Origin of the sequence: Novosphingobium sp. SG919 (assembly GCF_012932495.1) — a bacterium.
Lineage (GTDB): Bacteria > Pseudomonadota > Alphaproteobacteria > Sphingomonadales > Sphingomonadaceae > Novosphingobium > Novosphingobium rhizosphaerae.
This window is the reverse complement of sequence record NZ_JABCNG010000005.1, coordinates 212,918-235,878: the sequence shown is the minus strand read 5'-3', so window position 1 is coordinate 235,878 and position 22,961 is coordinate 212,918. Positions and strand designations below refer to the sequence as shown.

The following is a 22,961-nucleotide window of genomic DNA, read 5'->3' as shown; positions in this document are numbered from 1 at the left end:
CGTCCAGGGGCGACTGTGACGGGCGCTGCCGGCGCTGTCCAGCGTCGGCATGATGCCTATGCCGCGTTTACGGCGTCTTCCACGCGGGCGAGGGCGGCGGCCAGCGGATCGGTTTCACCCAGCAGGCGGAACGTGCCGTTCATGGCAAAGAAGCAGTGCCCGTGCACCGTGGCCAGCAGCGAGCGCGCCAGCGCCTGTGCCTGGTCGCGGCGGCCGGTGGGCAGGGCGGCGGCCACTTCGCGCACCACGACATCGGTGATCGCGGTAACGCGCGCGGTGTAATCGGCCGGCGGGGTTTCATTTTCCGGCAGGCGGAAATCGTAGAGCGCGGTCCAGGCATTGCGGTGCTGTGCGGCGAAATCGAAATAGGCGGCAATCGCCTGGGCCAGGCGGTTCTCGCTTTGCCCTTCAAGCCGTTGTTCCAGCGCGGCGCGCCACAGATCGAGCGTGTGGCCGTTGATCGCCAGCATCAGCGCATCGAGGCTGCCCATCACGTTGTAGATCGTGCCGATCGAATAGCCGATCTGCTTGGCCACTTCGCGCGCGGAAAAGCGGGCAAAGCCCACCTCCGACAACTGGCGATGCCCTTCGCGCACGATCATGGCGTGCAATTCTTCACGGGTGTGGTCTGATCGGCGGCCCATGGCGCGGCTCTAGCGCAGAAAATGAACACCGTCTAATTTTTTAATTGAACGGTGTATATTTTCGTGCGACATCGGCGATGCGGCCGCTGAGTCGCAAGGTCGGATGTGCAACATTCGGCAATCCTTAAGGCTCTCGGCCTCATGAGCGGGGTCGGGCAGCGCAATTGGGGGCAAATCGCGTGGCAAAATCTGATCTTGCATTGCTGGGAAAACGCCGCTTCGGGCCGATTTTCCTGGTGCAGTTCCTGGGCGCGTTCAACGATAACCTGCTGAAATTCGCGCTGCTGTTCCTGGCCAACTTCGGCCTCTATGCCGCCGCGCCGGAAAAGGCCAAGATGTTGGCGGCGGTGGCCACGGGCCTGTTCATCCTGCCCTATTTCCTGTTTTCCGCGCTGGCCGGGCAATTGGCCGATGGCATGGACAAGGCGCGCCTGGTGCGCTGGATCAAGGGCGCGGAACTGGCGATCATGGCGCTGGCCATGGCCGGCTTCTGGTTGCTTTCCGTGCCGCTGCTGCTCGCCGCGCTGTTCTGCATGGGCCTGCATTCCACGCTGTTTGGCCCGGTCAAGTATTCGATCCTGCCTCAGCACCTGGGCGCGGACGAAATCATGGGAGGCACCGGCCTGATCGAGGGCGGCACGTTCCTGGCGATCCTGGGCGGGCAATTGCTGGCCGGCGTGGTCCCGTCGCATCTGGCCGGCCTGGCGCTGACCGCGCTCGCGCTGGTCGGTTTCCTCGCGAGCCTCATGGTGCCGGCGGCACCCCCGGCCGGGCCAAGCGAAAAGCTCGACTGGAACCTGTGGCGCGGCACCATGGCCATTCTGGACGATGCCCGCGCCATCCGCCCGGTGTGGGGCGCGATCCTGGGCACCAGCTGGTTCTTTGCCGCCGGGGCCGTGCTGGTTTCCGAATTCGCCCCGCTGGTCAGCGGCACACTGGCCGCCACGCAGGATGTGGCGACGCTGTTCCTGATCGTGTTCTCGCTGGCGATCGCGGCCGGGTCGGTCTGCGTCAACCTGCTGCTCAAGGGCGAAGTTTCGGCTCGCTGGGTGCCGCTCTCCGCGCTGGGTCTGGCGGCGGGCCTGATCGACCTGTGGATCGCCACCAGCGGCTTTGCCGTGGGCGTGGCCGGTGCCTCCATCCCGCAGTTTCTCGCCACCGATGGGGCGTGGCACATCCTGTTCGACCTGGGCGTGATCGCCTTTTCGGGCGGCATGTTCATCGTGCCGCTCTATGCGATCATCCAGGTGAAAAGCCCGGTGGACCAATGCTCGCGCCTGATCGCCGCCAACAACGTCGTCAATGCCGCGCTTACCGTGGCGGTGGTGCTGGTCGTTACCAGCCTGCTCGCGCTGGGGCTAGACGTGCCCGATCTGATCGGCGTGCTGGGTTTTGCCACGCTGGCCGTGGCGCTGGCCAGCGTGTGGCTGCTGCCCGAAACCCTGTTCAAGGACGTGATCCGCCTGACGCTCCGCGTGCTCTATCGCGTGGAGGTGCATGGCCTGGAAAACATGCCGCGCGAAGGGCAGGGCGCGGTGGTGGTGGTCAACCACCTCTCTTTCCTCGATGGCGTGCTGTTGGGTGCGTTCCTGCCGGGCAAGCCGACCTTTGCCGTGCACACCGCCATTGCCAAATCGTGGTGGATCAAGCCGTTCCTCAAGCTGTTCAAGGCCTTCCCGGTCGATCCCACCAATCCCATGGCGGCCAAGGCGATGGTGCGCACCGTGCGCGGCGGCGCCTGCCTGGTGATCTTCCCCGAAGGCCGCATCACCGTCACCGGCGCGCTCATGAAAGTGTTCGACGGACCGGGCATGGTGGCGGACAAGGCCGATGCGCCGATCATCCCGGTGCGCCTCGATGGCCCGCAGTTCTCGCCCTTTTCCTATCTCAAGGGCAAAGTGAAACTGCGCTGGTTCCCCAAGGTTTCGCTCACCGTGCTGCCGCCGCGCCGCTTTGCTATCGAGGGCGAAATGACCGCGCGCGCCCGCCGGGCAGAGGCCGGCCGCAAGCTCTATGACGAGATGAGCGGCATGATCTTTGCCACGTCGGACACGCAGCGCACGCTGTTTGCCGCACTCACCGATGCGCGCAACCTGCATGGCGGCAAGACCCGCGTGCTCGAAGACGTGAAGCGCGTGCCGCTCAGCTATGACAGGCTGCTGGTGGCTGCCGGCCTTCTGGGCAAGCGGCTGGAGCAGGGCACGCACGTGGGCGAGGCGGTAGGCCTGCTGATGCCCAACGTGAACGGGGCCATGGCGGCGTTCTTTGCCCTGCAGGCGATCGGCCGCGTGCCGGCCATGCTGAACTTCACCGTGGGCGCGGCGGCCATGCGTTCGGCCTGCGCCACGGCGGCGGTGCGCACGGTGGTGACGGCGCGTGCGTTCGTGGAACAGGCAAAGCTGCAGGGGGTGATCGCCGCGCTGGAAAGCGATGGCATTGCCGTGCGCTATCTGGAAGACATCGGCGCCACCATCGGTGCGGGTGAAAAGCTCTGGGCCCTGCTGCGCGTGGGCGGGCTGGCGCGCGCCCATGCCCGGCGGCGGATCCCCGCCGATGCCCCGGCGGTGATCCTGTTCACCAGTGGATCGGAAGGCCTGCCCAAGGGCGTCGTCCTCTCGCACGGCAATCTGCTGGCCAATTGCGCGCAGCTTTCGGCGCGGATCGATTTCAACAGCGCCGATGTGGTCTTGAACGCGTTGCCGGTGTTCCACTCGTTCGGGCTGACCGGGGGCACGCTGCTGCCGCTGCTCAACGGCATTCGCGTGGTGATGTATCCCAGCCCCTTGCACTATCGCATCGTGCCCGCGCTCGCCTATGATGCCAATGCCACGATCATGTTCGGCACCGACACGTTCCTTTCGGGCTATGCCCGCATGGCCCATGGCTATGATTTCTATGCCTTGCGCTATGTTTTTGCCGGGGCGGAAAAGGTGAAGGACGAGACGCGCCGCACTTGGGCCGACAAGTTCGGCCTGCGCATCCTGGAAGGCTATGGCGCCACCGAATGCGCGCCGGTGATCGCGGTCAACACGCCGATGCACTTTGCCGCCGGCACCGTGGGCCGCCTGCTGCCCGGCATCGAGGCGCGGCTGGAACCCATGCCCGGCATTGTCGAAGGGGCGCAGCTTTATGTGCGCGGACCGAACGTGATGGCCGGCTATTTCCTGCCAGGGGAGCCGGCCGTGCTGCAACCGCCCGCCGATGGTTGGCACGACACCGGCGATATCGTCACGATCGACGCCGCCGGCTTTGTCACCATTCGCGGCCGGGCCAAGCGCTTTGCCAAGATCGGCGGCGAAATGGTCTCGCTGCCGGCGGTGGAAGCGTTGGCCGGCGGCCTGTGGCCGCAGGGCGCCCACGCTGTCGTGACGCGGCCCGACGCCAAGAAGGGCGAGCAACTCGTGCTGTTCACCACCCAGGCCGACGCCACCCTGCGCGCGCTGCAGCAATGGGGCCGCCAGGCGGGTGCGGCGGAGCTGTCGATCCCGCGCGAAATCCGCGTATTGGGCGAACTGCCGGTGCTGGGCACGGGCAAGGTGGACTATGTCACGCTGGGCGACATGGCTGCGCAATCGGCGCCCACCGAGGAACCGGCCGAAGCCTGAAGCGAGAATGCCCTCTCTCGCGCCGGGCGAGAGGGGGCATCTTGCGCTTGGCTGGGGCCACCGCGCCTGCCGTCATACATCGGGCAGTCATGATACACTTGGCACCAGCCATGGGCCGATTATTGTGCCGCCAGACGGTCACCGGCCGGGAGTGCGTCTGCCATGTCACGCCGTTGGAAAGCTTTGTTCGCTGGCGCGCTTGCCGCTGCCACTTTGCCGGTGGCCGCGAATGCGCCGGCCCTGGCCCAGGCGCCGGCCGTGCCCGCCATGCTCCAGGGTCTTCCGGCCGGGCGCTACACGGTCAACCCCGCGCAGACCATGGCGCGCTTCCGCGTGCGCTATCTGGGCGTCAACCACATCGAGGGCACTGTGCCTGGAGCGACGGGCACGATCACTATCGATCCGGCAAACCTAGATGCCCTTGCGCTCGACGTGGTGATGCCGGCCACGGCCATCGCCACGCAGGACGGCGAATTCGACGATGAACTCAAGGGGCCGGGCCTGTTCGACGTGGCGCGCTTTCCCACCATCCGTTTCCAGGGGCGCAAGTTGATCGCCACCGGCCCGCGCACCGCGCGGATCGAGGGGGAAGTGACTATGCATGGCGTCACGCGGCCGTTGCTGCTGGAGGCCACGTTTGCCGAAGGCAACCAGGCGGATGGCGGGGCCCTGGCAGTCAACGCGACCGGCGTGGTCCATCGTTCCGAATTCGGCATGACCAAGTATGCGCCGTTCGTGGGCGATGACGTCAGGATCAGCATCGCCGTATCGCTCACGCGCGGCGGCTAAGCCTTGGCGCGGGCGGGCGCGGGAAGAAGCGCTGCCCGCCCTGCCGCTTCACCCCGGATGCCGCTCCCCACCCTCGGGATGCGGGCGCTGCGCGCGGGCGGCGCGCTGCGCCGCGGCGCGGGCCTGGGCTTCCTGGCGCTTGGCTGCCGCGTGCGCCTGATGCTGCGCTTGCTGTGCCTGCTGGCGTGCGGCTGCGGCTTCGCGTTTTGCCTGGGCGGCTTGGCGCTGCGCCTGGGCGGCCTGGCGCTGGATCGCCTGCTGGCGCGCGCGGTCTTGCTGCATCTGGCGCTGCTGCGCTTGTTTTTGCTGCTGTGCTGTACGCTGTTGCGCCGCGCGTTGCTGGGCCTGGGTACGGGCCGCCTGTACGGCGTTGGCGTGGGCGAGGGCCTTGGCCTGCGCCCCAGCGCGGGCCTGCTGCTGCATGGCCGCCTTGCGCTGCTGTTCTGCCTGGCGCTGCATGGTCTGCTGGCGGGCCGCCTGGAGCCTGGCCTGCTGCTGCGACAGGCGGGCCTGTTCCTGGGCGATCTTCTGTTGCCGCGCATTCTGCTGGGCTTGCTGCGCGGCGATTTGCCGCTGCGTGCGCTGGATTGCCGCCTGCTGGTCCTGCTGGCGCCGGGCCTGGTCGCGCTGCTGTTGTTGTTGCTGCTGCTGGCGCTGCAGGTCTTGGCGGCGCCGGGCATCCTGCTGCGCCTGGCGGTCGCCACCAAGCCAGCTTGGCATCCAACTGGACGCGCGCGGCTCGCGCTGCGGCGGTGCATAGTTGACCGGCTGCGGCGGCGCAGAGCGGAAGCCCACGCGCTGCCATTGGTCGAAACGCTGTGCCTCGGCCGCGCGGCGCTGGCTTTCTTCCTGCCAGTGCGCGCGCTCCTGCGCCTCGTGCGCCTGGTGATAGGCGCGCCACTGGTCCTGCTCGGCCATGTCTTGCGCCCATTGCGCGCGCGAAGCCGCGATTTCGGCGCGGCGCGCGGCCCAGTTCGCGGCAATCACCCCGCGATGCTCGCGCTCGCGCGAAAGGCGATAAAGATAATTGGCGCGATCATAATAGCGCGACGCGTAATCGGCGCGGCGTTCATAGACATCTGACGGCAACAGGCCGCCGCGCTGGTCATATACAGCCACCAGTTGCGGCCCCGAATAGGCGTAGCTGTATTGTGGGTCGCGCACGAGGTAGGGCGTATCGGCGCCCGGCTGGTAATAGTAATAGCGATAGCCGCCATCGATCGGTTCGGCATAGCGGCGATCGCCCTGGCTGGTCTGCCAGACCCATGGGCTGACGCCGCCATCGTCATAGGTGTAATCCGGCGGCGCATCGCCGATCGCCTGGGTCACGCTCTGGGCGCGATCGAGATAGGCATAGGCATCGCTGCGGTTTTGCACCTGCGCCACGCGCACGCGCTGCTGCACCGGCAGGGCCTGGGCCGCCGGCGCGGGGGCCATTGCAGTGGCGGCGCCCGGTTGCAGCGGCACCGCCGCCGGCAATGCCGGCAGCGCGCCGCTGGCCTGGGCCGAAGGGCTCGCTTCGGGCGTGTCAGCCTTGTTGCAGGCGGTCAGAGCTATCGCCATGGCACTGGCCAGGGCGATTTTGAGCGTTGTCTGGCATTTCGACATGGCGTTTCATCCTGTTGCGCCGATCGCGCGGTGTTGCTTGCCACGATGCTCGCAGCAGCCTGAACCCACGTTGGCTCGCGCATTCATCGGCCCATAACGCGCCGATGCCGGTGATGATCCGCAAACAGATGAAACGCCGCGCCGCCCGGCCCCTTTTCGCGCGTCAGAAGTGGTACTTGCCGGCCAGTTCCAGCTTGTCGAGCGTGCCGGCCGGTGCCGCGGTTATGAAGGTCTTGCGGGCGTGACGATATTCATAGCCGATGTCGATGGCGGGAAGCGGCGACCAGAACAGGTTGAACGCGGTGCTCCACACCGTGTGGGTATTGCCGTTGGCATAGACCTGGTTCATGCCGGGCAGCATCTCGTAATGGTTGCTCTGCCAGGCGCCGATCAGGTTGGCGCGGAGCGTCGACCCCAGCGGCACGTGCAGCGCCGCCATGACGGCCGCGGTGTCGATGTTGCCATAGCCCCTGGCGCGCACGCCGTTGCCCACCATTTGATATTCCTGGGCCAGATCGGTCGAGCCCAGGCCGACATAGCGCCCGATGTTGCGGCCATAGGTGATCATGAACCGCAAGTCCGCGCCCTGGTCTTCATCCAGCCAGATCTTGCCACCCAGGCTGCCGCCAACGCCCAGCCGGCGGAAGTTGCCGGCTTCGCCGTGGATCTCGCGGGCCAGCCCGGCCAGCGAGAGTTCGCCTTGGCGCCCGCTCCAGCCCAGCCGCGCGGCCAGGTCCGGCTTTTGCGAGCGATGGTTGTCTGCCCAGCCGTTGCTGCTGGTTTCCGCCACATGGCTTTCCGGCTTTTCCAGCGCAACATGCAGCGCCAGGCCATCGCCCAGCGGCTGGGAATAGCGCACCAGGGGCTGGCGCACGAAAACCAGTCCTTCGGTGGCGCCGATATAGTCGGTCGATTCCGGCAAGGCCCCGGTGAACTGGAACGTGGTCCAGTCCTGGCCCACTGTCCAGCGATCGACTTTCACGAACGCGCGGCGCAGATAGGGCGTTTCGCGGTTGGGCACCGTCAGGTCGGCATCGGGCCCCGGCAGTGGCTGGAAATCCACCTCGACATAGCCGTCGATGGTGTGGCCGGCCACGATGTGGTGGGTGGACAGGTGCAGCTCGGTCTGGCGCAGGCTGGTATTGGTAAACCGCCGGCCGCTGCCGGTTGGCGATGGGATCATGGTGGGCACATAGATGTCGCGCCCCAGCGCATTGTTGGCCAGGCTGGTGGATTCCACCCGTGCGATCGACGCCACCATCTTGATCGTGCCGCCCAGGCGTATCGCCGGCTGGCCCTCATCGCGCGGCGACGCCGGGCGATCGGGGGTGATTGCACCATGTGCCCGTTCCGCTGTGGGTGCCGAGGCGGCAGCCAAGGCCGTTGGCGTTGGCGCTACAACAGCAGGTGCGGGGCCGCCTTGGGGTGTGGCGCGCGCGGCGGCCAGTTCCTGGCGTGCTGCGGCCAGGTCGTCCTGCATCTGCGCCATCTGCGCTTCGATCCGCGCAATGCGCGCTTCCAGCGCTTTTTGCGGGTCGTCGGGCGCCTGGGCAGCATTGTCTGCCGCCGCCGGGCTGGCAAAGGCCGGGGTGCCAAGGGCGGGCGTGGCCAGCATGGTGGCGGCCATCAGCAAGGCGGGGAAGCGAGGAGATTGGGTCAAAGGGGCACCTGGTCCGAAGATGAAACCTTGAACCGCCTGGCGGCGGCATGCGGTGCGACCCGATGCGTTGCTTTGTCTGGCAAGCGTTTTATTGCGGGAATGTATAAGGATAATTGCGTATTTTGTCCAACGGTTTGCCGCCTTGCAAAACCGCTTCTCACACAGGCCACAAAAAAGGCGCACCCGGCAGGGCGCGCCTTTTTTGGTTTGGGCTTTTCCGGCTCGACCGGGGCCGATGGGTTCAGCCCTTGGGGGCGAGCACCATCAGCATCTGGCGGCCTTCCATGCGGGGGAACGCCTCGATCTTGGCGATTTCAGCGACATCTTCCTGCACGCGCTTGAGCAGGTTCATGCCCAGCTGCTGGTGCGAAAGCTCACGGCCGCGGAAGCGCAGGGTGACCTTCACCTTGTCCCCATCCTCGATGAAGCGATGCACATTGCGCATCTTCACGTCATAGTCGTGATCATCGATGTTCGGACGCATCTTGATCTCCTTGATCTCCTGCGTCTTCTGGCTCTTGCGGGCGGCGTTGGCCTTTTTCTGCGCCTCGTAGCGGAACTTGCCCACGTCGAGGAACTTGCACACCGGCGGATCGGCGTTGGGCGAGACTTCGACCAGGTCCAAGCCGACTTCGGCTGCCTGATCGATCGCTTCACGCGTGTACATCACGCCAAGATTCTCGCCGTTTTCGTCGATCACGCGCACCTTGGGCACGTTGATCATCTGGTTGTAGCGAGGGCCGCTCTTGACGGGGGGCGCCAACATGCGCCGGGGCGGGGGAGCTATAGTGCTATCTCCTGAAGTTGATCCGGGTGCGAGTCATGGAAAGGACTCAAGGCGCGCTCATATCACAACAGCGCGGTAGATAAAGGGCCTTCGGGCGAATGTGGGCCTGCAATCGGTGTCTTTCAAGCCGCAGCGGCCTGCCACAGTGGGAATTGGGCCACACGTGCGGCCGTTGGCACCAGTGCCGTGATGCTGCGCGCCGGTTGCATTGCCTTGAGCAGCGCGGGATGCGCAGCATCGAGGCCGCCGGTCAGCGCGCCGAATGCCGGCAGGATCAGCTTGCGTTCGCTCATCACCGCGCAGGGGCGGCTGACCCGGCGGCCGCGCGTGGCCAGGCGCAGGCAGGGGTGGAAGTGGCCGGAAAGCTCGGGCCGGGTTTCGCTGGCCTGCGCCTCGTGGCGCAGCACGATCCCGTCCACTTCCAGTTCGGCCAGCATTGTCCCTGATGCCGCCCCATCCTTTTCGTCATGGTTGCCGGTGATCCACACCCAGTCCACCCGCGCGGCCAGTGCCGCCAGCCGCTCTGCCGCGCGCGGCTCCAGCCGGGCAGGGCCATGGGCATCGTGGAAATTGTCCCCCAGGCAGAACACACGCCGCGCGCCGGTGTGGCTGATCAGCGCAGACAGCCGGTCCAGCGTTTCGCGGCTGTCATAGGGGGGCAGCATCTGGCCGGTTCGCGCAAACCAGCTGGCCTTTTCCAGGTGGAGGTCGGCCACCAGCAGCGCCTGCTGCGCCGGCCACACCAGCGCGCGGGCCGGGCCGAGCAGCCATTCCTGGCCGGCAAAGGGGAAGGGGGCGAACGAAAGGGGAACCATGGCTTTCCCTTGCCGCAGCCCCGCCGATTTGGCAAGCGCTGGTACCCAAGGAGATGGCATGACCGACTGGACCACCCACACCGCCCGCGCCCGCGCCTGGTTCGAAAGCCTGCGCGACCGGATCTGCGCGGAATTCGAGGCGATCGAGCGGGAGGCGGGCAGTGACGCGCGCTTTACCTATCGCCCGTGGAACCGCGAGCACGAGGGCGAGCCGGTGGAAAACGGCGGCGGCGGCGTGCAGGGCCTGATGAAAGGCCAGGTGTTCGAGAAAGTGGGCGTCAACGTCTCCACCGTGCACGGCGCGTTCAGCCCGGAATTTGCCCGCACCATCAACGGCGCGGACCCCGAAAACCCTACGTTCACCGCCACCGGCATCAGTCTGGTGGCGCACATGGCCAATCCCCATGTGCCGGCCGTGCACATGAACACGCGCTTCCTCACCACGCGCAAGGCCTGGTTCGGCGGCGGCGGCGATCTCAATCCGCCCTTGCCCTATGCCGAAGATACCGCCGATTTCCACGCCCGCTTCCAGGCGGCCTGCGATGCGCACGATCCGGCCTATTACCCCCGGTTCAAGGCCTGGGCGGACGAATACTTCTACATCCCCCACCGCAAGGTCCATCGCGGCGTGGGCGGCATTTTCTACGATCACCTGGAATGCGACAGCGACGCCGCGTTCGAGGCGAACTTTGCTCTGACGCGCGACGTGGGCGAGGCGTTCCTCGATGTCTATCCCCGCCTGGTGCGCCGCCGCATGGGCCAGGCCTTTACCGCGCAGGACGAGCAGCAGATGCTGGAATGGCGCGGCCGCTATGCGGAATTCAACCTGGTCTATGACCGGGGCACGCTGTTCGGCCTCAAGACCGGCGGCAATATCGAGGCCATCCTGATGAGCCTGCCGCCGCGCGCGGTGTGGAGCTGACGCCATGGCCATTGCCGACGTTGCCGCGCCGCTGGGGCAGGGCTTTCACGCGCTCGCGCCGGGCGACCTTGCCGCCGTGGTCACCGCGCTGGACATGCGCGAGGCGCCCGCCAGCCTCAAGCGGCTGGTGCCCGAGGCCGAGGTGCCGCTGCAACTGGTGCGCTGGAAAGCGGCCGACCCGGCCAAGTACCGCCTGCTCTACCGCCGCGTGGGCGCCAAGTGGCTGTGGTGGTCGCGCCTCGCGCTCGACGACGCCGCGCTCGCCGCGATCATCCACGATCCCCAGGTGGAGATTTACGCCGTGGCCGACCGCGCCGGGGTGGAAGTGGGCATGCTGGAACTCGATTTCCGCAAGCCCGGCGAAGCGGAAATCGCCTTCTTCGGCCTGATCCCCGGCGCCACCGGCAAAGGCTTCGGCAAATGGCTGATGCGCCGCGCCCTGCAAAAGGCGTGGAGCCATGATGGCGTAGGCCGCGTTTGGGTGCACACCTGCACGCTCGATGGGCCGAGCGCGCTGCCGTTCTATATGGCGCAGGGGTTCGCGCCTTACGCGCGCTTCGTGGAAGTCTTTCCCGACCCGCGTGGGCTGGGGCTGCTGGGGGATGAAGCGCCGCAGGTGCCGGTTTTGGGGGTGGGGTGACGATTTGGGAGTGAATCGGAGTCACAGGTTGCGCAACCGACTTGCGGATAACTGCCACTGTCTTGTTTTTCGGCACTACGCTAGCCTCGCAATTCAACAAACCGAAGCTGAAACCCGCCGTTTGATGGCTATGAGATGTCTCTCCCGCCGAGTTCAAGCGGCAGCAGATTTGAGCGCTGAAGACGCCTAGAAAACTAGGGGGCATTCAATGCTTGCAATCACCTCTGTTCGCCGCTCTTGTAAAAGGTAACGTACGGGGGAAGCAGATGGTCGAGCCCAGATGGAAAACGTTTGAAGAACAAGTGCGGGGTATTGCTGCACTGATTTTCGGCCGCCCTTGCGATCCCGGCCGTATCGCTGGAGTGAATTTCGACGGCCTCGTCGAGATCAGTGAATTGGAGACCGCAGCCATCGAGATCAGTATCCAGCATGATCTCGATAAGGTGCGTCAGGGCATCACCCGCTTAACGCTCGCCCGGCAGACTCTCGCCGTTGAGGCTACCTTACTTAGAGGCTTCATAGTTCTATCGAGGGAGCCGACTCAGGCGATGCTCGATGCCGCCGCCGCTGCAAAGGTGGTCGTGGCATCCCTCAACCAGTTTGCAGCCACTTACTTTGAGTTTCCCCGATACAAAGACGCACGGCTTGCTGCATCGTTTGGAAGTTCGATCGATCCGGTGACCGGTGGGATCGATACGGTGAAATACGTCTCCGTCAACTATGAGCGAGTGGGTGGAGGCCCAGACATCTCTGTGCCTGATATTGCACAAATTCTACTTAATGGACATAATATTGTCTTGCTTGGTGAATATGGCTCTGGGAAAAGCAGATGTATTAGAGAGATATTTTCCTATCTTTCGAAAAATTGGGATGTTACGTTCCCATTCCCATACGCAATTAACTTACGTGAATGCTGGGGGCTGGATAGAGGTGATGAAGTCATTAGGCGAGGGGCCTATACACTCGGCCTTGATGACCTTGCGGCTGCTACGGTGCGTGCTTTCAATCGCGGGAGCCTTATCCTTCTTTTGGATGGCTTCGACGAATTAGGTAGCCAATCCTGGAGTACAGATGAAAGCCGGCTTCGGCAATTGCGTGCGAGGGCACTTAGCGGTGTAAAGGACCTTGTTACAAAATCAACGTCAGGATGTTTAATTGCGGGCAGGGAGCATTATTTTTCATCTAATGAAGAAATGCTTTCATCTTTAGGTTTATCGAGTATTAACACTACTATACTTCGCGCTAAAGATCAATTTACAGACACTGAGCTAGAGCAGTATTTTGATGCTGCAGGACTGGCGATTGAGCTTCCGTCGTGGCTGCCAAAAAAGCCGCTCATTTGTCAGACGATTGCTTTGCTCTCGGATGATGAACTGGGGCAAATGTTTTCAATAAAAAGCGAAGGGGTTGAGTTTTGGAATCACTTTATTCGAGTTGTTTGCCAGCGTGACGCACGGATCAACGCATTTTTTGACGCTAACACGATCTACCTTGTCTTCGTAGCCCTGAGCCGGATCACAAGAACCCGGCCAGCGAATATCGGCCCGGTCTCACAGCGGGATCTCCAAGATGCGTTTGAAGCCGTCGTTGGGCAATTGCCAGTGGAGGAAGCCTCGGCAATGCTGCAGCGCTTGCCAAGCCTAGGTCGCATCGGAGCCGAATCTCAAGATCGACAGTTCGTAGATATGTTTATCCTTGATGGTCTGAGGGCCAAAGACGTTGCATCCTTGGCGATCGTAGATGACCCGCAGCGACAGAAGGTGTTTGTAGAGCCATGGATTAATGCACTCGAGCCGCTTGGCCAGGCGATCTTGGCTTCTGACATCACGAGTCGAGTGGACCAGTTCAGACAGATCGCTGCGAGGTCCAGTGCGGACAAAAATGCGACGTTGGCGTCTGACATTGTAAGCAGCATCTGCCGCGCCGATATTAAGGGTGCAGACCTGCAGGGTTTATCTATCTCGGGCGGAACATTTACTGAGCTGACGCTGAATGACACACCCGTATCGAATTTGACGATCTCGGAGGCCACGATTAGGCATCTAATTTTGCCTAATTCCCCCCCACCGAAAGTGCTGATTCAGACGTCCCTAGTCGAGAAGGTTTCTGGGGCAGCGTCATTTTCAGGCCTTCCCGGGTGGGTGCGCCTTGAATCGGTGGACCAGTTTGACAGCGTTCAGACAGTAGCGCAAATTCGAAAGGCGGGCCTTTCTCCGGCTCATGAAATACTCGTAGGAATATTGAAGAAAACGTTCAAGCAAAAGGGCGCTGGTCGCAAAGAAGAAGCATTGTTGCGTGGATTTGGGGCAGGCGCATCAAAAAAACTTGCGACCGAAGTTCTTTCTCTACTGATGAGAGAGAAAATTCTTGATCGTCACAAAGGAGACGAGGGCTGGATATACAGTCCCAGTCGTAGCCAGACGGCGCGAGTGTTCACTTTGCTCGACCAACTGCGCTCGTCGAATGATGCCTTGTGGTCATCCGTCGACAATCTCAACTAGGGGATTTTTCTGTAGAGACGGCGGCTACGCTAATCTGATTAAATAACCAGTCGGTCAGCGGCTCAGGTTAGGCCATTTGAGCATGTAGATGTCGCACGAACGGAGGACGGCTCAGGCCGGCGCCGCGAATGTCGAGTTTTGCTGCCGTCCCCGCAGCCCACCACACTTCTGTCTCCTGGGCTTACGCCATCCGGTCCAGACTAGGCTGTTAAGGCATGACACTGTTACCCCCCAATCACACTTATCGCCAAAATCCCCCAGCCTTTCCCCTTGCCCTAGACCACCGCTTTCCCCCATCTAGGGCAGGTAATGCTCCGCCAATATGAACTTGTCGAACGTGTGCTGGCCTATGCTCCCCAGGCGGACGAGGCCATGCTCAATCGTGCCTATGTCTATACCGTGCAGAAACACGGGACGCAGAAGCGCGCCAGCGGGGATCCCTATTTCTCGCACCCGGTGGAAGTGGCCGGGTTGATGACCGAGCTGAAGCTCGACCAGGAAACCATCGTTACCGCGTTGCTCCACGATACGGTGGAGGATACGCTGGCCACGGTCGAGGAAATCGAGCGCCTGTTCGGCCCCGACGTGGCGCGGCTGGTCGATGGGGTGACCAAGCTTTCCAAGATCGAGACGATGACGGAAAGCGAGCGCGCGGCGGAGAACCTGCGCAAGTTCCTGCTGGCGATGAGCGAGGACTTGCGCGTCCTGCTGGTAAAGCTGGCCGACCGCCTGCACAACATGCGCACGCTCCATTTCATCAAGAGCGAGGACAAGCGCCGCCGCATCGCGCGCGAGACGATGGAGATCTATGCCCCGCTGGCGCAGCGCGTGGGCATGTACGAATATATGCGGGAAATGCAGTTGCTGGCGTTCGAGCAACTGGAACCCGAAGCCTATGCCACGATCACCGGGCGCCTTTCGGCGATCCGCAGCGAGGGCGGGGGCGAGGTGGGCGACATTGCCCTGTCGATCAAGCAGGCCCTGGCCGAAGCGGGCATGCGGGTGGAAGTGGCGGGGCGCGAGAAGCACCCCTATTCGATCTGGAAGAAGATGGCCGAACGGCACGTCTCGTTCGAGCAGATCACCGATATCATGGCGTTCCGCGTGTTGGTGGACGATGTGGGCGATTGCTATCGCGCGCTCGGCATCCTGCACCAGACCTGGCAGATGATCCCCGGGCGGTTCAAGGACTATATCTCCACGCCCAAGATCAACGGCTATAAGAGCCTGCATACCTCGCTGATCTACAACAACGCCCGCCGCGTGGAAGTGCAGCTCAAGACGCGCGAGATGCACCACCGCAACGAATACGGCCTGGCCGCGCATTGGGCCTACAAGCAGGGCGGGGAGCCCGATGCCCAGGTGGGCTGGCTGCGCGACCTGGTCGAGATTCTCGATGCCAGCCACGATCCCGACGAGCTGCTCGAAAACACCAAGATGGCGATCTACCAGGATCGCATCTTTGCTTTCACCCCCAAGGGTTCGTTGTTCCAGTTGCCCAAGGGCGCCACGCCGATCGACTTTGCCTTTGCCGTGCACACCAACCTGGGCGCGCAGGCGGTGGGGGCCAAGATCAATGGCCGCCACGTGCCGCTGCGCACCCCGCTGGGCAATGGCGACGTGGTGGAAATCATCAAGAGCCGCAATTCCGAGCCGCAGCTTTCGTGGCTGGGCTTTGCCGTCACGGGCAAGGCGCGCGCCGCCATCCGCCGCGCGGTGCGGCAGAAGGAACGCGCCGAAGTGGCCCTGATCGGGCGCAAGCTCTATGAGGAAATCACCGAGCGGCTGCCCACGCAAGTGGGCAAGAAAGCCCTGGCCGATGCGATCAAGCGGCTGAAAATGAACGGCGAGGAAGACCTGATGGTGGCCATCGGCACCGCCAAGCTGGATGATCGGCAGGTGATGGAAGCGCTGGTTCCCGGTAGCACCGCGAACTTGCCCAACCCGGAAGACTGGCCGCGCCAGCAGCGCGCCATCGCCGTGCGCGGGTTGACGCCGGGCATGGCGTTCAAGCTCGCCGAATGCTGCCACCCGGTGCCGGGCGATCGCATCGTCGGCCTGCGCCGGCCGGGCAAGGGCGTGGAAGTCCATTCGATCGATTGCGAGCGCCTGGCCGATGGCGTCGATGCCGATTGGATCGACCTGTCATGGGACAAGCGCACCGACGGCGCCGTGGGCCGCCTGCGGGCAGAGCTCTACAACCGCCCGGGCACGCTGGCGGAAATGGCCGGGATCTTTGCCAAGAACCACGCCAACGTGGTCAACCTGGAAATGACCCAGCGCGAAAACCCGTTCCACACGTATCTGGTCGATCTGGAAGTGCGCGACCTGGCCCATCTGACGCGGATCGTCAGCGCCTTGCGCGCCAGCGATGCGGTGGCGCAGGCAGACCGCATCTAGCCGATCCAGCCGCGCGCCGGCGCGCGCCCTGGTCAGCGATAGCGCTCGATCGCGGTCAGCGGCTGAAACGCTGCCGCGCCGTGCCCGGCATAGACTTCCTGGCGCAGCCAGAGCCTTTCCGCCTCGGCTTCGTCGGCCGAAATGTCGCGCGTCCAGAACCGCAGGGTTGCGTTCCAGCGATAGGCACGCGCCTTGAGGCGGTCCTTGGCTTCGAACGGCGCATCCACGGCGTTGACGCGAAAGCTGTCGCGCGCCGACGCGGCGAGCAGGTGCGAGAGGATCGTGCTGTCGTCGTCCAGCCGATGCGCGAGCAGGGTGAGCAGCGCGAGAATGTCGTTTTCGGCGCGGTGCCCCTCGTAGAACCAACCGCATTGCGCGACGAGATGGGCCAGCGCCCGCCCGTCGAACCCCAGCGCCAGCCAATCCAGTTCGGCCATGGAGCAGGCCCAGGCCTTACCGGCGGCGGCGGGCAGGCGCTTGTCGACGAAGGGACGGTCGAACCGCGCGTTGTGGGCAATCACCAGGTCGGCCGAGGCGAGCAGTTCGAGCGCCATGGCTTCGTCGATCGCCTGGTCCTTGAGCACGGCATCGGTGAGGCCGGTCAGCGCGGTGATCCGGGGATCGAGCGGAAACCCAGGGTCTTCGCGCCAGACGCGCGGCTGGCCCACTTCCACGATATGCCCCGCCGCATCATAACGAAAACGCTGGATCGCCAGTTCGATGATCTTGTCGCTCTGCGCGTCGAGTCCGGTGGTCTCCACGTCGAGCACGACCCCGATCCTTAGCGGCGCGCCGGGATCGGCCTGGTGGAACCGGCGCACGGGGCGCAGGCGCCGCAGCACGCGATAGTCGGCGCTTTCCGCCAGGAAACGCGCGGCACGGGCAAATTCGTCGGGGGCAACGGCGGACATGATCGCGCCCTACCGCCAAAATGGACGGAATTGAACCCGGTCCGCAGGCGGCCTCAGGGTTTGCGCATGGCATGGCGGACGAAAACCGCCCGAACGATGGAATCGAGATCCTCGGTGCTGATATCGGGCCGGTCTTCCAATTCATCGAGGACTGTGGCCAGGTCGGCAGGATCATAGTCGATCGCCATCGGCACGCCATGTTCGGGCAGAGTTTCGTTGTGATGCGGATAGCGGCTGCCGGTGCAGTTGTTGAACAGCCACCCCGCCGCCAGCAGCGCCAGCGTATTGCTCGCCGCGGGCGACAGCAGGAATGTCCAGGGCCAGGGCGCGCCATGCGCCCCCATCGCCGCGACCAGCGCCATCGCCCCGCCCGGCGGATGCAGGCATCGCAATGCATGCATGGCCAGAATGGCCAGGCCCACCGCGAGCGGCAAGACCAGCCACGGCTCCAGCCCGACCCTGGCCAGCAGCATCCCGATCAGGGCCGAGACGAGATTGCCGCCCAAGACGGCGCGCGGCTGGGCAAGCGGGCTGGCCGGAACCGCAAACACCAGCACCGCCGATGCGCCGATCGGCGCGACCAGCGCCGCCGACGCTCCAAACGCCCCCATTGCCCAGGTCCCGAGCGCCAGGCTTGTGCCCATGCCCAACCACGCACCAATCGACGAGCGAAGCGGATGCTGCCCGCGCGCCAGCCACGAGCGGGCAGCGCGGGAAGGGGAGAACACCGCCATCCAGTTCATGCCTCGCTGCCTGGCCATCGCCCCCCGGTCCCATCCTTGGGCGGCAATCTGGATCAAGGCCATGCCGCGCGCTACCGGCCGATAGCGACCCGCGCCGAATTTACCAACCGCATGAGAGGTTTTGCCCTGGAAAACACGCACGATGATGCCGGTGTACAGCCACGAAGCGAAGCGACGAGCCTTGTCGAACGACCTGGCTTTCGCACGCAAACCCTTGAAAAGGCGCGCATATTCGAAATCATAGCGGGCCTTTGGTGCATCACCTGCCTGCCAACGGTTCGCGTACCACCCTGACGCGTTGTCGGATCAGCTTCATCGCGCGGCAACCCAGGGCGAACGTGCGCCGATCGGGCCCAGCTTTTCCAGCAAGTGCATGCCCTGCAACTTGCCATCGTAATAACGATGCATCTGCGCCACGGTGATCGAGGCGGGGGTGGGCAGAAGCTCGGGCTGCGTCTCGTATCGGCCGGTGCGGTGCTGCGCTGCCAGCAGATCGAGATAAGGCTGGCCCAACGAGGTCGGCACGAACGCCGAGATGGTGGGGTGCGTAATGAGGTAAGGCTGCACCAGCCCCGACATGGTGCCGATGCTGACGACGATCCCCTGCTGCACATCGACGATGTCGGTGCGTGCATCCGGGTCGGTCGGGCGGATCGGCGGCGCGCCGCAAGGAATCGGCACCGAACCGTCGGGATTGGCCGGAAGCTGCGGAGCGTCTCCGCCAATGACCTTGAGCACTTCGGCGTCTTCGGCAACGGGGCCGCCATTCTCCATCATGCGGCAGCTTTCCGCCGGGGGCGGACCTTCGATCGCGGTGTCGAAAATGGAACGTCCGGCCCGCAGCAATGTCGCGCGGTCGGGCAGCCGGTTGGGGGTGACATTCTGCGTCCACGCAGCGGGCAGATGCGCAAGCCCGTTGGGGTTGAACATGAAGCCGCCATCGCTGCGCGATCGGTCGACATAGAACTCGATCTCGGTGATCTTGCGATCCGCGAGCCTGATGCGGCCGAACAGCAGGGCCTGGTGCGTGCCCTCGGCGATGTTCGCCAGGAGGAACAGGTTCTGGGTTTCCGGGTCGATGACATAGAATTTGTCACTGGCGCGCGTGGCGGTGTGCCAGATCGTCATCATCGCCAACGCGGCCGGAACGCCGTTTTCGGTGGCGCGATAATGGCGCGCCAACGGCACCGCGCCGGGATCGTGCGCGACGATGGAGGCGAGCACCTGGTCCGCCGCCTGGGCCAGGCAAGCGCGGCTGCAGGCAGTGCCGGCCGGTTCGGCGTGAACCGCCGGTGCAGATGCAAGCATGGCAGAGCAGAGCAAGTGTCGAAGCGAGAGGCGCATCGTCGGTAGTCTCCAGTAGGAAGGCAACAAATTCATGCCGCTTTGTGCTTGCGCACGCGTGCAAGGGCGGCAATTTGACCGTCATGAGCGACGATCAACGGCGAATCCGAACCAAGGCGGCAACCTCTTTCGATGTCGCGCGGCTTGCCGGCGTTTCGCGCTCGGCGGTCTCCCGCACCTTCACCCAGGGCGCCAGCGTCGCCCCGGAAACACGGTCGCGGGTGATGGAAGCGGCCAAGGCCCTGCGATATCGGCCCAACCTGGCGGCGCGATCGCTGATCACGCGGCGCTCCATGATCGTGGCCATCGCCGTCAGCCATCTCGACAACCAGTTCTACCCGGCGATCGTGCAGCGCATTTCCGAGCAATTGGCGCCGCTTGGCTATCGCCTGCTGCTTTACGTCACCCATGGCGAGGAAAGCCACGAGCCGCTGCTGGGGGAACTGCGCCATTTCGGGGTCGATGCCCTGATCCTGGCATCGCGAGGCTTTGCGCCGGAACTGCTCGCCGAATGCGACCTGGCCGGGTTGCCGGTGGTCATGCTCAACAATGCCAGCCCGGCTTCGCACGGCGTCATGGTGGTGGGCGACAATTATCGCGGCGGGGCCGCCCTGGCGCGCTTCCTGATCGCCGGAGAACACCGCCGTTTCGCCTACCTTGCCGGTGATCGCGGGGTTTCCAGTTCCGAAGAACGGCTGGCAGGATATGCCGCCGCGCTGGCCGAAGGCGGCAGGGACGCGCCGCTGGTGGTCGACGCCGGCTTCGAATTCGAGCGCGCCTTTGCGGCTGCCAGCGATGTGCTGCGCGGTCCCGCGCGGCCCGACGCGCTGTTCTGCGCCAACGACAACATGGCCTTTGCCGCGCTGCAGGTGGCCCGGCAAAATGGCCTGGCCCCGGGACGGGACATTTCCATCGTCGGGTTCGACAATGTCGCGATCAGCGGTTGGCCCGACCTGGCGCTGACCACCTATTCCCAACCGGTCGATGCCCTGGGCGCCAAAGTTGTCGAGGTGCTCGTGGCGCTGATGGCAGGCAAGGCGGATGATACGACCGAGCATCGCGTGCCTGGCCGCCTTGTCGTGCGCGACACCGCACGCCAGCCGGCCCACGGCATCTTCACCTACGCCGATGGCGAACGCGGCTGGCATCCTGGCGCGCCCTAGAACCGCACGGTGGCGGCCACGCCATAGGTGCACGGCGGGGCGATCAACAGCACGCTGTCGATGGGATTGCTCGCGCCCAGGGTACGCACCGCCCGGTTCTCGATATTGCGCACAAACGCACGCACATCCCAGGCCTTGGTGCCCGCCTCATAGCGTAGGAATGCATCGCTTCGGGTGAAGCTGCCCTGATAGGAATCGGTCGATCGCTCGACGGTCGTCCAATAGCCGCTGCTGATATGCGTGTTGGCATGGAACGTCACCGTGCCGCCATTGCCGAGATGGAAGTCGTGATCATAGGCAACGTCGAACGCGGCCGTCGGCGAGTTCGGCATTTCCTCGGCCGTATGATCCACGCTGCCAGCCAGCACCGAGGTATAGCGGAATGCCCCGAAACGGGTATGCAGGTACGTGGCATTGACCATCAACCTATCGTCGGCAGACAAGCGCAGGCGAGCCTCTGCTTCGGCACCATAAATCTTGGCCGTGGCAGCGTTGGCCGTGACCAGTGCAAAGGAACCGTCAACGAGATCGGGATATTGCGCCTGATAGTCGCGATAGCTGTAGTGGAAGGCTGCAAGGTTCAGCGTAAGCAGATTGCCGAAGAAGCGGTTCTTGCTGCCGATTTCAACCGAAGTGATCTTTTCGGGATTGTAAGAAGCGGCCGGGAACTGCTGCGCAAAGCCGCCAGCCTTGAACCCGCTGGCAACTTGCGCATAAAGCAGCGAGGCCGACGCGAGATCGGCCTCCACGCCCGCTTTATAGGTCAGCGAATTCCACGCCCGGCTGGCAATGGCGTCAGGCGCCCCGCTGCCATCGGTATAGACAAAACGCGCGTCCTTGCTGTCGCGCGTATAGCGCAGGCCGCCGGTCAGGCGCAGGGTTCGTGTCAGCGGCACGGTCACATTTGCAAAGGCGGCATAAGACTTTGCCGTGGCCGTGCGCAGTTCCGGGTTGGAAGCGGCCGCCGCCGTGGCGTCGATCGGGCTATCGACCACCTGGCGCAATTCCTGGTCGTGGTAATAGAACAGGCCGGTGACCCACTTGATGGCTGAGCCATCGGGCGAACTGGCGCGCAACTCGACGGAATTCTGGCGCCCCTCGCGATGCACCGACACAGCTGTAGGCGAAAGCAGGACGTTTGCCTCGTTCTTGCTGAAATCGTTGTGCGAGGCGAGCAGCGTGAAATTGGCGATCGAGGTGGTGTAATCGATCTGCGCGCGAGCGTTCCAGGAATCGATATCCAGCAAGCCCTTCGGCTTGTCGCTATACCACGCATCGCCATGCGAAGAGAGCGGCGCCTCGACGCTGCCGACATCGTGGCCGCCTGAATGCAGGTAATCGCCGGCGATCAGGATGCGCAGCGAATCCGTCGGCTTGGTCAACAGCTTGAGCCGACCGGCCGTCATCCTGGCGTCGTTGTTGCCGTTGGATAGATAGCCGCTGTGATTTTCCGTGGCAATGGCCGCGCGCACGGCCGTGTCTTCGCCGATCGGGGCATTGATGGCGCCTTCGGCATGAACGGCATCGTAGTTGCCGACCTGGGCCGTGGCATAGCCCTCGAAGCGCCCGAGCACCGGATCGTTGGTGACGATGTTGACCGCGCCCGCCGTGGCGTTGCGGCCATAGAGCGTTCCTTGCGGCCCGCGCAGCACCTCGACGCGATTGACGTCGAACATCAGGCTTGTCGGCACCTCGGTCTGCTGCTGATAGACGCCATCGACGTTGAGATTGACCGCCGGATCGCCCAGTTGCGCGTCGGCGTTCGACCCAACGCCACGAATGTAGATCTGGGCGCCGTTGGCATTGCCTTGCACTTGCACCGAAGGCACGGTCGCGATGGCATCGGCCACGCTGTTGCGCGCCTGGTTGAGCAAATCGCCGCCGCTGAACGCGGTGATGGCAACGGCTGCCTTTTGCACGGACTCGCTATGGCGTTGCGCGGTAACGATGATGTCCCCCGCGGCCGAAGCGCCTTCGCTCCCGGCAGACACTTGGGCGTCCTGCGCCCATGCGCCGGGGGCGTAAAGCAATGCCGCTCCGGCGAGCAAATGGAAACCAAGGCGCATCGATCCAATCCTCTCTCTGCGTGGTCAAAGGCCACGCTTGCGCCTGTTTTTGCACAGGTGTGCAAAATCCGTTTATCGATTATTTGGGAGCGTATTCATCCATTGCGGCGATAACCGGAAAACCGCGTGGCCGATCGGCACCGGCACGATCGGTTCGCGTGGACGGCCCGATGGAAGGCGGTAACCCCACAATCGATTTTTGCACGGCAGCCGCACGCCTCTTGGGCGCAGCCTGCGTCGGCGAGACGCTGCACGCCACGGCGTCCCAGGCCACTATCTGCTTTCCGAGCAGGGCCGGGCGCTGTCGCCCATGCTCCAGCGCTGGATGGCGGACCGCATGCGCGCCACCGTGCGCAGCGTGCC

General features: G+C 64.2%; 17 protein-coding genes. 8 read left to right on the top strand and 9 right to left on the bottom strand.

What is annotated here, in order from left to right:
• Positions 1-56: 56 nt before the first annotated feature.
• The gene (locus tag FHT19_RS18990) at positions 57-644 is read right to left on the bottom strand and encodes a WHG domain-containing protein (RefSeq protein WP_169476357.1); all 588 of its coding nucleotides are present in this window, start codon (positions 642-644) and stop codon (positions 57-59) included.
• Positions 645-844: 200 nt separating this feature from the next.
• Between FHT19_RS18990 and FHT19_RS18985 the strand changes: the two genes are divergently transcribed.
• Complete coding sequence (locus tag FHT19_RS18985; RefSeq protein WP_169476356.1) at positions 845-4,249, top strand: acyl-[ACP]--phospholipid O-acyltransferase; 3,405 nt, start codon at positions 845-847, stop codon at positions 4,247-4,249.
• Between the two features lie 162 nt (positions 4,250-4,411).
• The gene (locus tag FHT19_RS18980) at positions 4,412-5,038 is read left to right on the top strand and encodes a YceI family protein (protein WP_168557657.1); all 627 of its coding nucleotides are present in this window, start codon (positions 4,412-4,414) and stop codon (positions 5,036-5,038) included.
• Between the two features lie 48 nt (positions 5,039-5,086).
• Here FHT19_RS18980 and FHT19_RS18975 read toward each other — a convergent pair whose 3' ends face one another.
• The 4 genes from FHT19_RS18975 to pdeM form a co-directional block, all read right to left on the bottom strand.
• Positions 5,087-6,646 carry a hypothetical protein gene (locus FHT19_RS18975; protein WP_169476355.1) on the bottom strand — a complete coding sequence of 520 codons (1,560 nt, stop codon included), beginning with the start codon at positions 6,644-6,646 and terminating at the stop codon, positions 5,087-5,089.
• Between the two features lie 163 nt (positions 6,647-6,809).
• Positions 6,810-8,306, bottom strand: coding sequence for a DcaP family trimeric outer membrane transporter (locus FHT19_RS18970; RefSeq protein ID WP_169476354.1), 1,497 nt, complete (start codon positions 8,304-8,306; stop codon positions 6,810-6,812).
• Positions 8,307-8,547: 241 nt separating this feature from the next.
• Positions 8,548-9,072, bottom strand: coding sequence for a translation initiation factor IF-3 (infC, locus tag FHT19_RS18965; protein WP_168557660.1), 525 nt, complete (start codon positions 9,070-9,072; stop codon positions 8,548-8,550).
• A gap of 143 nt (positions 9,073-9,215) precedes the next feature.
• A complete protein-coding gene (pdeM, locus tag FHT19_RS18960) occupies positions 9,216-9,908 on the bottom strand; it encodes a ligase-associated DNA damage response endonuclease PdeM (RefSeq protein ID WP_169476353.1) in 693 nt (230 codons plus the stop codon).
• Between the two features lie 58 nt (positions 9,909-9,966).
• On the opposite strand from pdeM, the gene hemF reads away from it, so the two are divergent.
• The 4 genes from hemF (at position 9,967) to FHT19_RS18940 (ending at position 16,371) form a co-directional block, all read left to right on the top strand.
• Entirely contained in the window at positions 9,967-10,830 is an 864-nt protein-coding gene (hemF, locus tag FHT19_RS18955) for an oxygen-dependent coproporphyrinogen oxidase (RefSeq protein ID WP_169476352.1), read from the top strand.
• A gap of 4 nt (positions 10,831-10,834) precedes the next feature.
• Positions 10,835-11,470, top strand: a complete 636-nt coding sequence (locus FHT19_RS18950; protein ID WP_169476351.1) for a GNAT family N-acetyltransferase — start codon at positions 10,835-10,837, stop codon at positions 11,468-11,470.
• Between the two features lie 266 nt (positions 11,471-11,736).
• Positions 11,737-13,971 (top strand): hypothetical protein, encoded by a 2,235-nt coding sequence (locus FHT19_RS18945; protein ID WP_169476350.1) that lies wholly within the window; start codon positions 11,737-11,739, stop codon positions 13,969-13,971.
• 309 nt (positions 13,972-14,280) lie between these two features.
• Complete coding sequence (locus tag FHT19_RS18940; RefSeq protein WP_168557666.1) at positions 14,281-16,371, top strand: bifunctional (p)ppGpp synthetase/guanosine-3',5'-bis(diphosphate) 3'-pyrophosphohydrolase; 2,091 nt, start codon at positions 14,281-14,283, stop codon at positions 16,369-16,371.
• A 32-nt stretch (positions 16,372-16,403) separates the two neighbouring features.
• Here the strand turns inward: FHT19_RS18940 and FHT19_RS18935 are convergent, their stop codons facing one another.
• Together FHT19_RS18935 and FHT19_RS18930 are read right to left on the bottom strand one after the other, a co-directional pair.
• The gene (locus FHT19_RS18935; RefSeq protein ID WP_169476349.1) at positions 16,404-17,282 is read right to left on the bottom strand and encodes a 3'-5' exonuclease; all 879 of its coding nucleotides are present in this window, start codon (positions 17,280-17,282) and stop codon (positions 16,404-16,406) included.
• A 53-nt stretch (positions 17,283-17,335) separates the two neighbouring features.
• Positions 17,336-18,043, bottom strand: coding sequence for an HPP family protein (locus FHT19_RS18930; protein WP_169476348.1), 708 nt, complete (start codon positions 18,041-18,043; stop codon positions 17,336-17,338).
• 18 nt (positions 18,044-18,061) lie between these two features.
• Between FHT19_RS18930 and FHT19_RS18925 the strand changes: the two genes are divergently transcribed.
• Positions 18,062-18,319: a hypothetical protein gene (locus tag FHT19_RS18925; RefSeq protein ID WP_169476347.1), complete on the top strand. Its 258-nt coding sequence runs from the start codon at positions 18,062-18,064 to the stop codon at positions 18,317-18,319.
• An 18-nt stretch (positions 18,320-18,337) separates the two neighbouring features.
• Here the strand turns inward: FHT19_RS18925 and FHT19_RS18920 are convergent, their stop codons facing one another.
• Positions 18,338-19,333: a hypothetical protein gene (locus FHT19_RS18920; RefSeq protein WP_169476346.1), complete on the bottom strand. Its 996-nt coding sequence runs from the start codon at positions 19,331-19,333 to the stop codon at positions 18,338-18,340.
• A 119-nt stretch (positions 19,334-19,452) separates the two neighbouring features.
• Between FHT19_RS18920 and FHT19_RS18915 the strand changes: the two genes are divergently transcribed.
• A complete protein-coding gene (locus FHT19_RS18915) occupies positions 19,453-20,532 on the top strand; it encodes a LacI family DNA-binding transcriptional regulator (protein WP_169476345.1) in 1,080 nt (359 codons plus the stop codon).
• Here FHT19_RS18915 and FHT19_RS18910 read toward each other — a convergent pair.
• A complete protein-coding gene (locus FHT19_RS18910) occupies positions 20,529-22,598 on the bottom strand; it encodes a TonB-dependent receptor (protein ID WP_169476344.1) in 2,070 nt (689 codons plus the stop codon). The genes FHT19_RS18915 and FHT19_RS18910 overlap by 4 nt on opposite strands.
• Positions 22,599-22,961: the final 363 nt, after the last annotated feature.

Excerpts from the sequence above, each read along its gene's own strand:
- FHT19_RS18990 (WP_169476357.1), bottom strand. The coding sequence starts at position 644 with ATGGGCCGCCGATCAGACCACACCCGTGAAGAATTGCACGCCATGATC.
- FHT19_RS18980 (WP_168557657.1), top strand. The coding sequence starts at position 4,412 with ATGTCACGCCGTTGGAAAGCTTTGTTCGCTGGCGCGCTTGCCGCTGCC.
- FHT19_RS18975 (WP_169476355.1), bottom strand. The coding sequence starts at position 6,646 with ATGTCGAAATGCCAGACAACGCTCAAAATCGCCCTGGCCAGTGCCATG.
- infC (WP_168557660.1), bottom strand. The coding sequence starts at position 9,072 with ATGTTGGCGCCCCCCGTCAAGAGCGGCCCTCGCTACAACCAGATGATC.
- pdeM (WP_169476353.1), bottom strand. The coding sequence starts at position 9,908 with ATGGTTCCCCTTTCGTTCGCCCCCTTCCCCTTTGCCGGCCAGGAATGG.
- hemF (WP_169476352.1), top strand. The coding sequence starts at position 9,967 with ATGACCGACTGGACCACCCACACCGCCCGCGCCCGCGCCTGGTTCGAA.
- FHT19_RS18950 (WP_169476351.1), top strand. The coding sequence starts at position 10,835 with ATGGCCATTGCCGACGTTGCCGCGCCGCTGGGGCAGGGCTTTCACGCG.
- FHT19_RS18945 (WP_169476350.1), top strand. The coding sequence starts at position 11,737 with ATGGTCGAGCCCAGATGGAAAACGTTTGAAGAACAAGTGCGGGGTATT.
- FHT19_RS18940 (WP_168557666.1), top strand. The coding sequence starts at position 14,281 with ATGCTCCGCCAATATGAACTTGTCGAACGTGTGCTGGCCTATGCTCCC.
- FHT19_RS18935 (WP_169476349.1), bottom strand. The coding sequence starts at position 17,282 with ATGTCCGCCGTTGCCCCCGACGAATTTGCCCGTGCCGCGCGTTTCCTG.
- FHT19_RS18930 (WP_169476348.1), bottom strand. The coding sequence starts at position 18,043 with ATGGCCAGGCAGCGAGGCATGAACTGGATGGCGGTGTTCTCCCCTTCC.
- FHT19_RS18920 (WP_169476346.1), bottom strand. The coding sequence starts at position 19,333 with ATGCTTGCATCTGCACCGGCGGTTCACGCCGAACCGGCCGGCACTGCC.
- FHT19_RS18915 (WP_169476345.1), top strand. The coding sequence starts at position 19,453 with ATGAGCGACGATCAACGGCGAATCCGAACCAAGGCGGCAACCTCTTTC.
- FHT19_RS18910 (WP_169476344.1), bottom strand. The coding sequence starts at position 22,598 with ATGCGCCTTGGTTTCCATTTGCTCGCCGGAGCGGCATTGCTTTACGCC.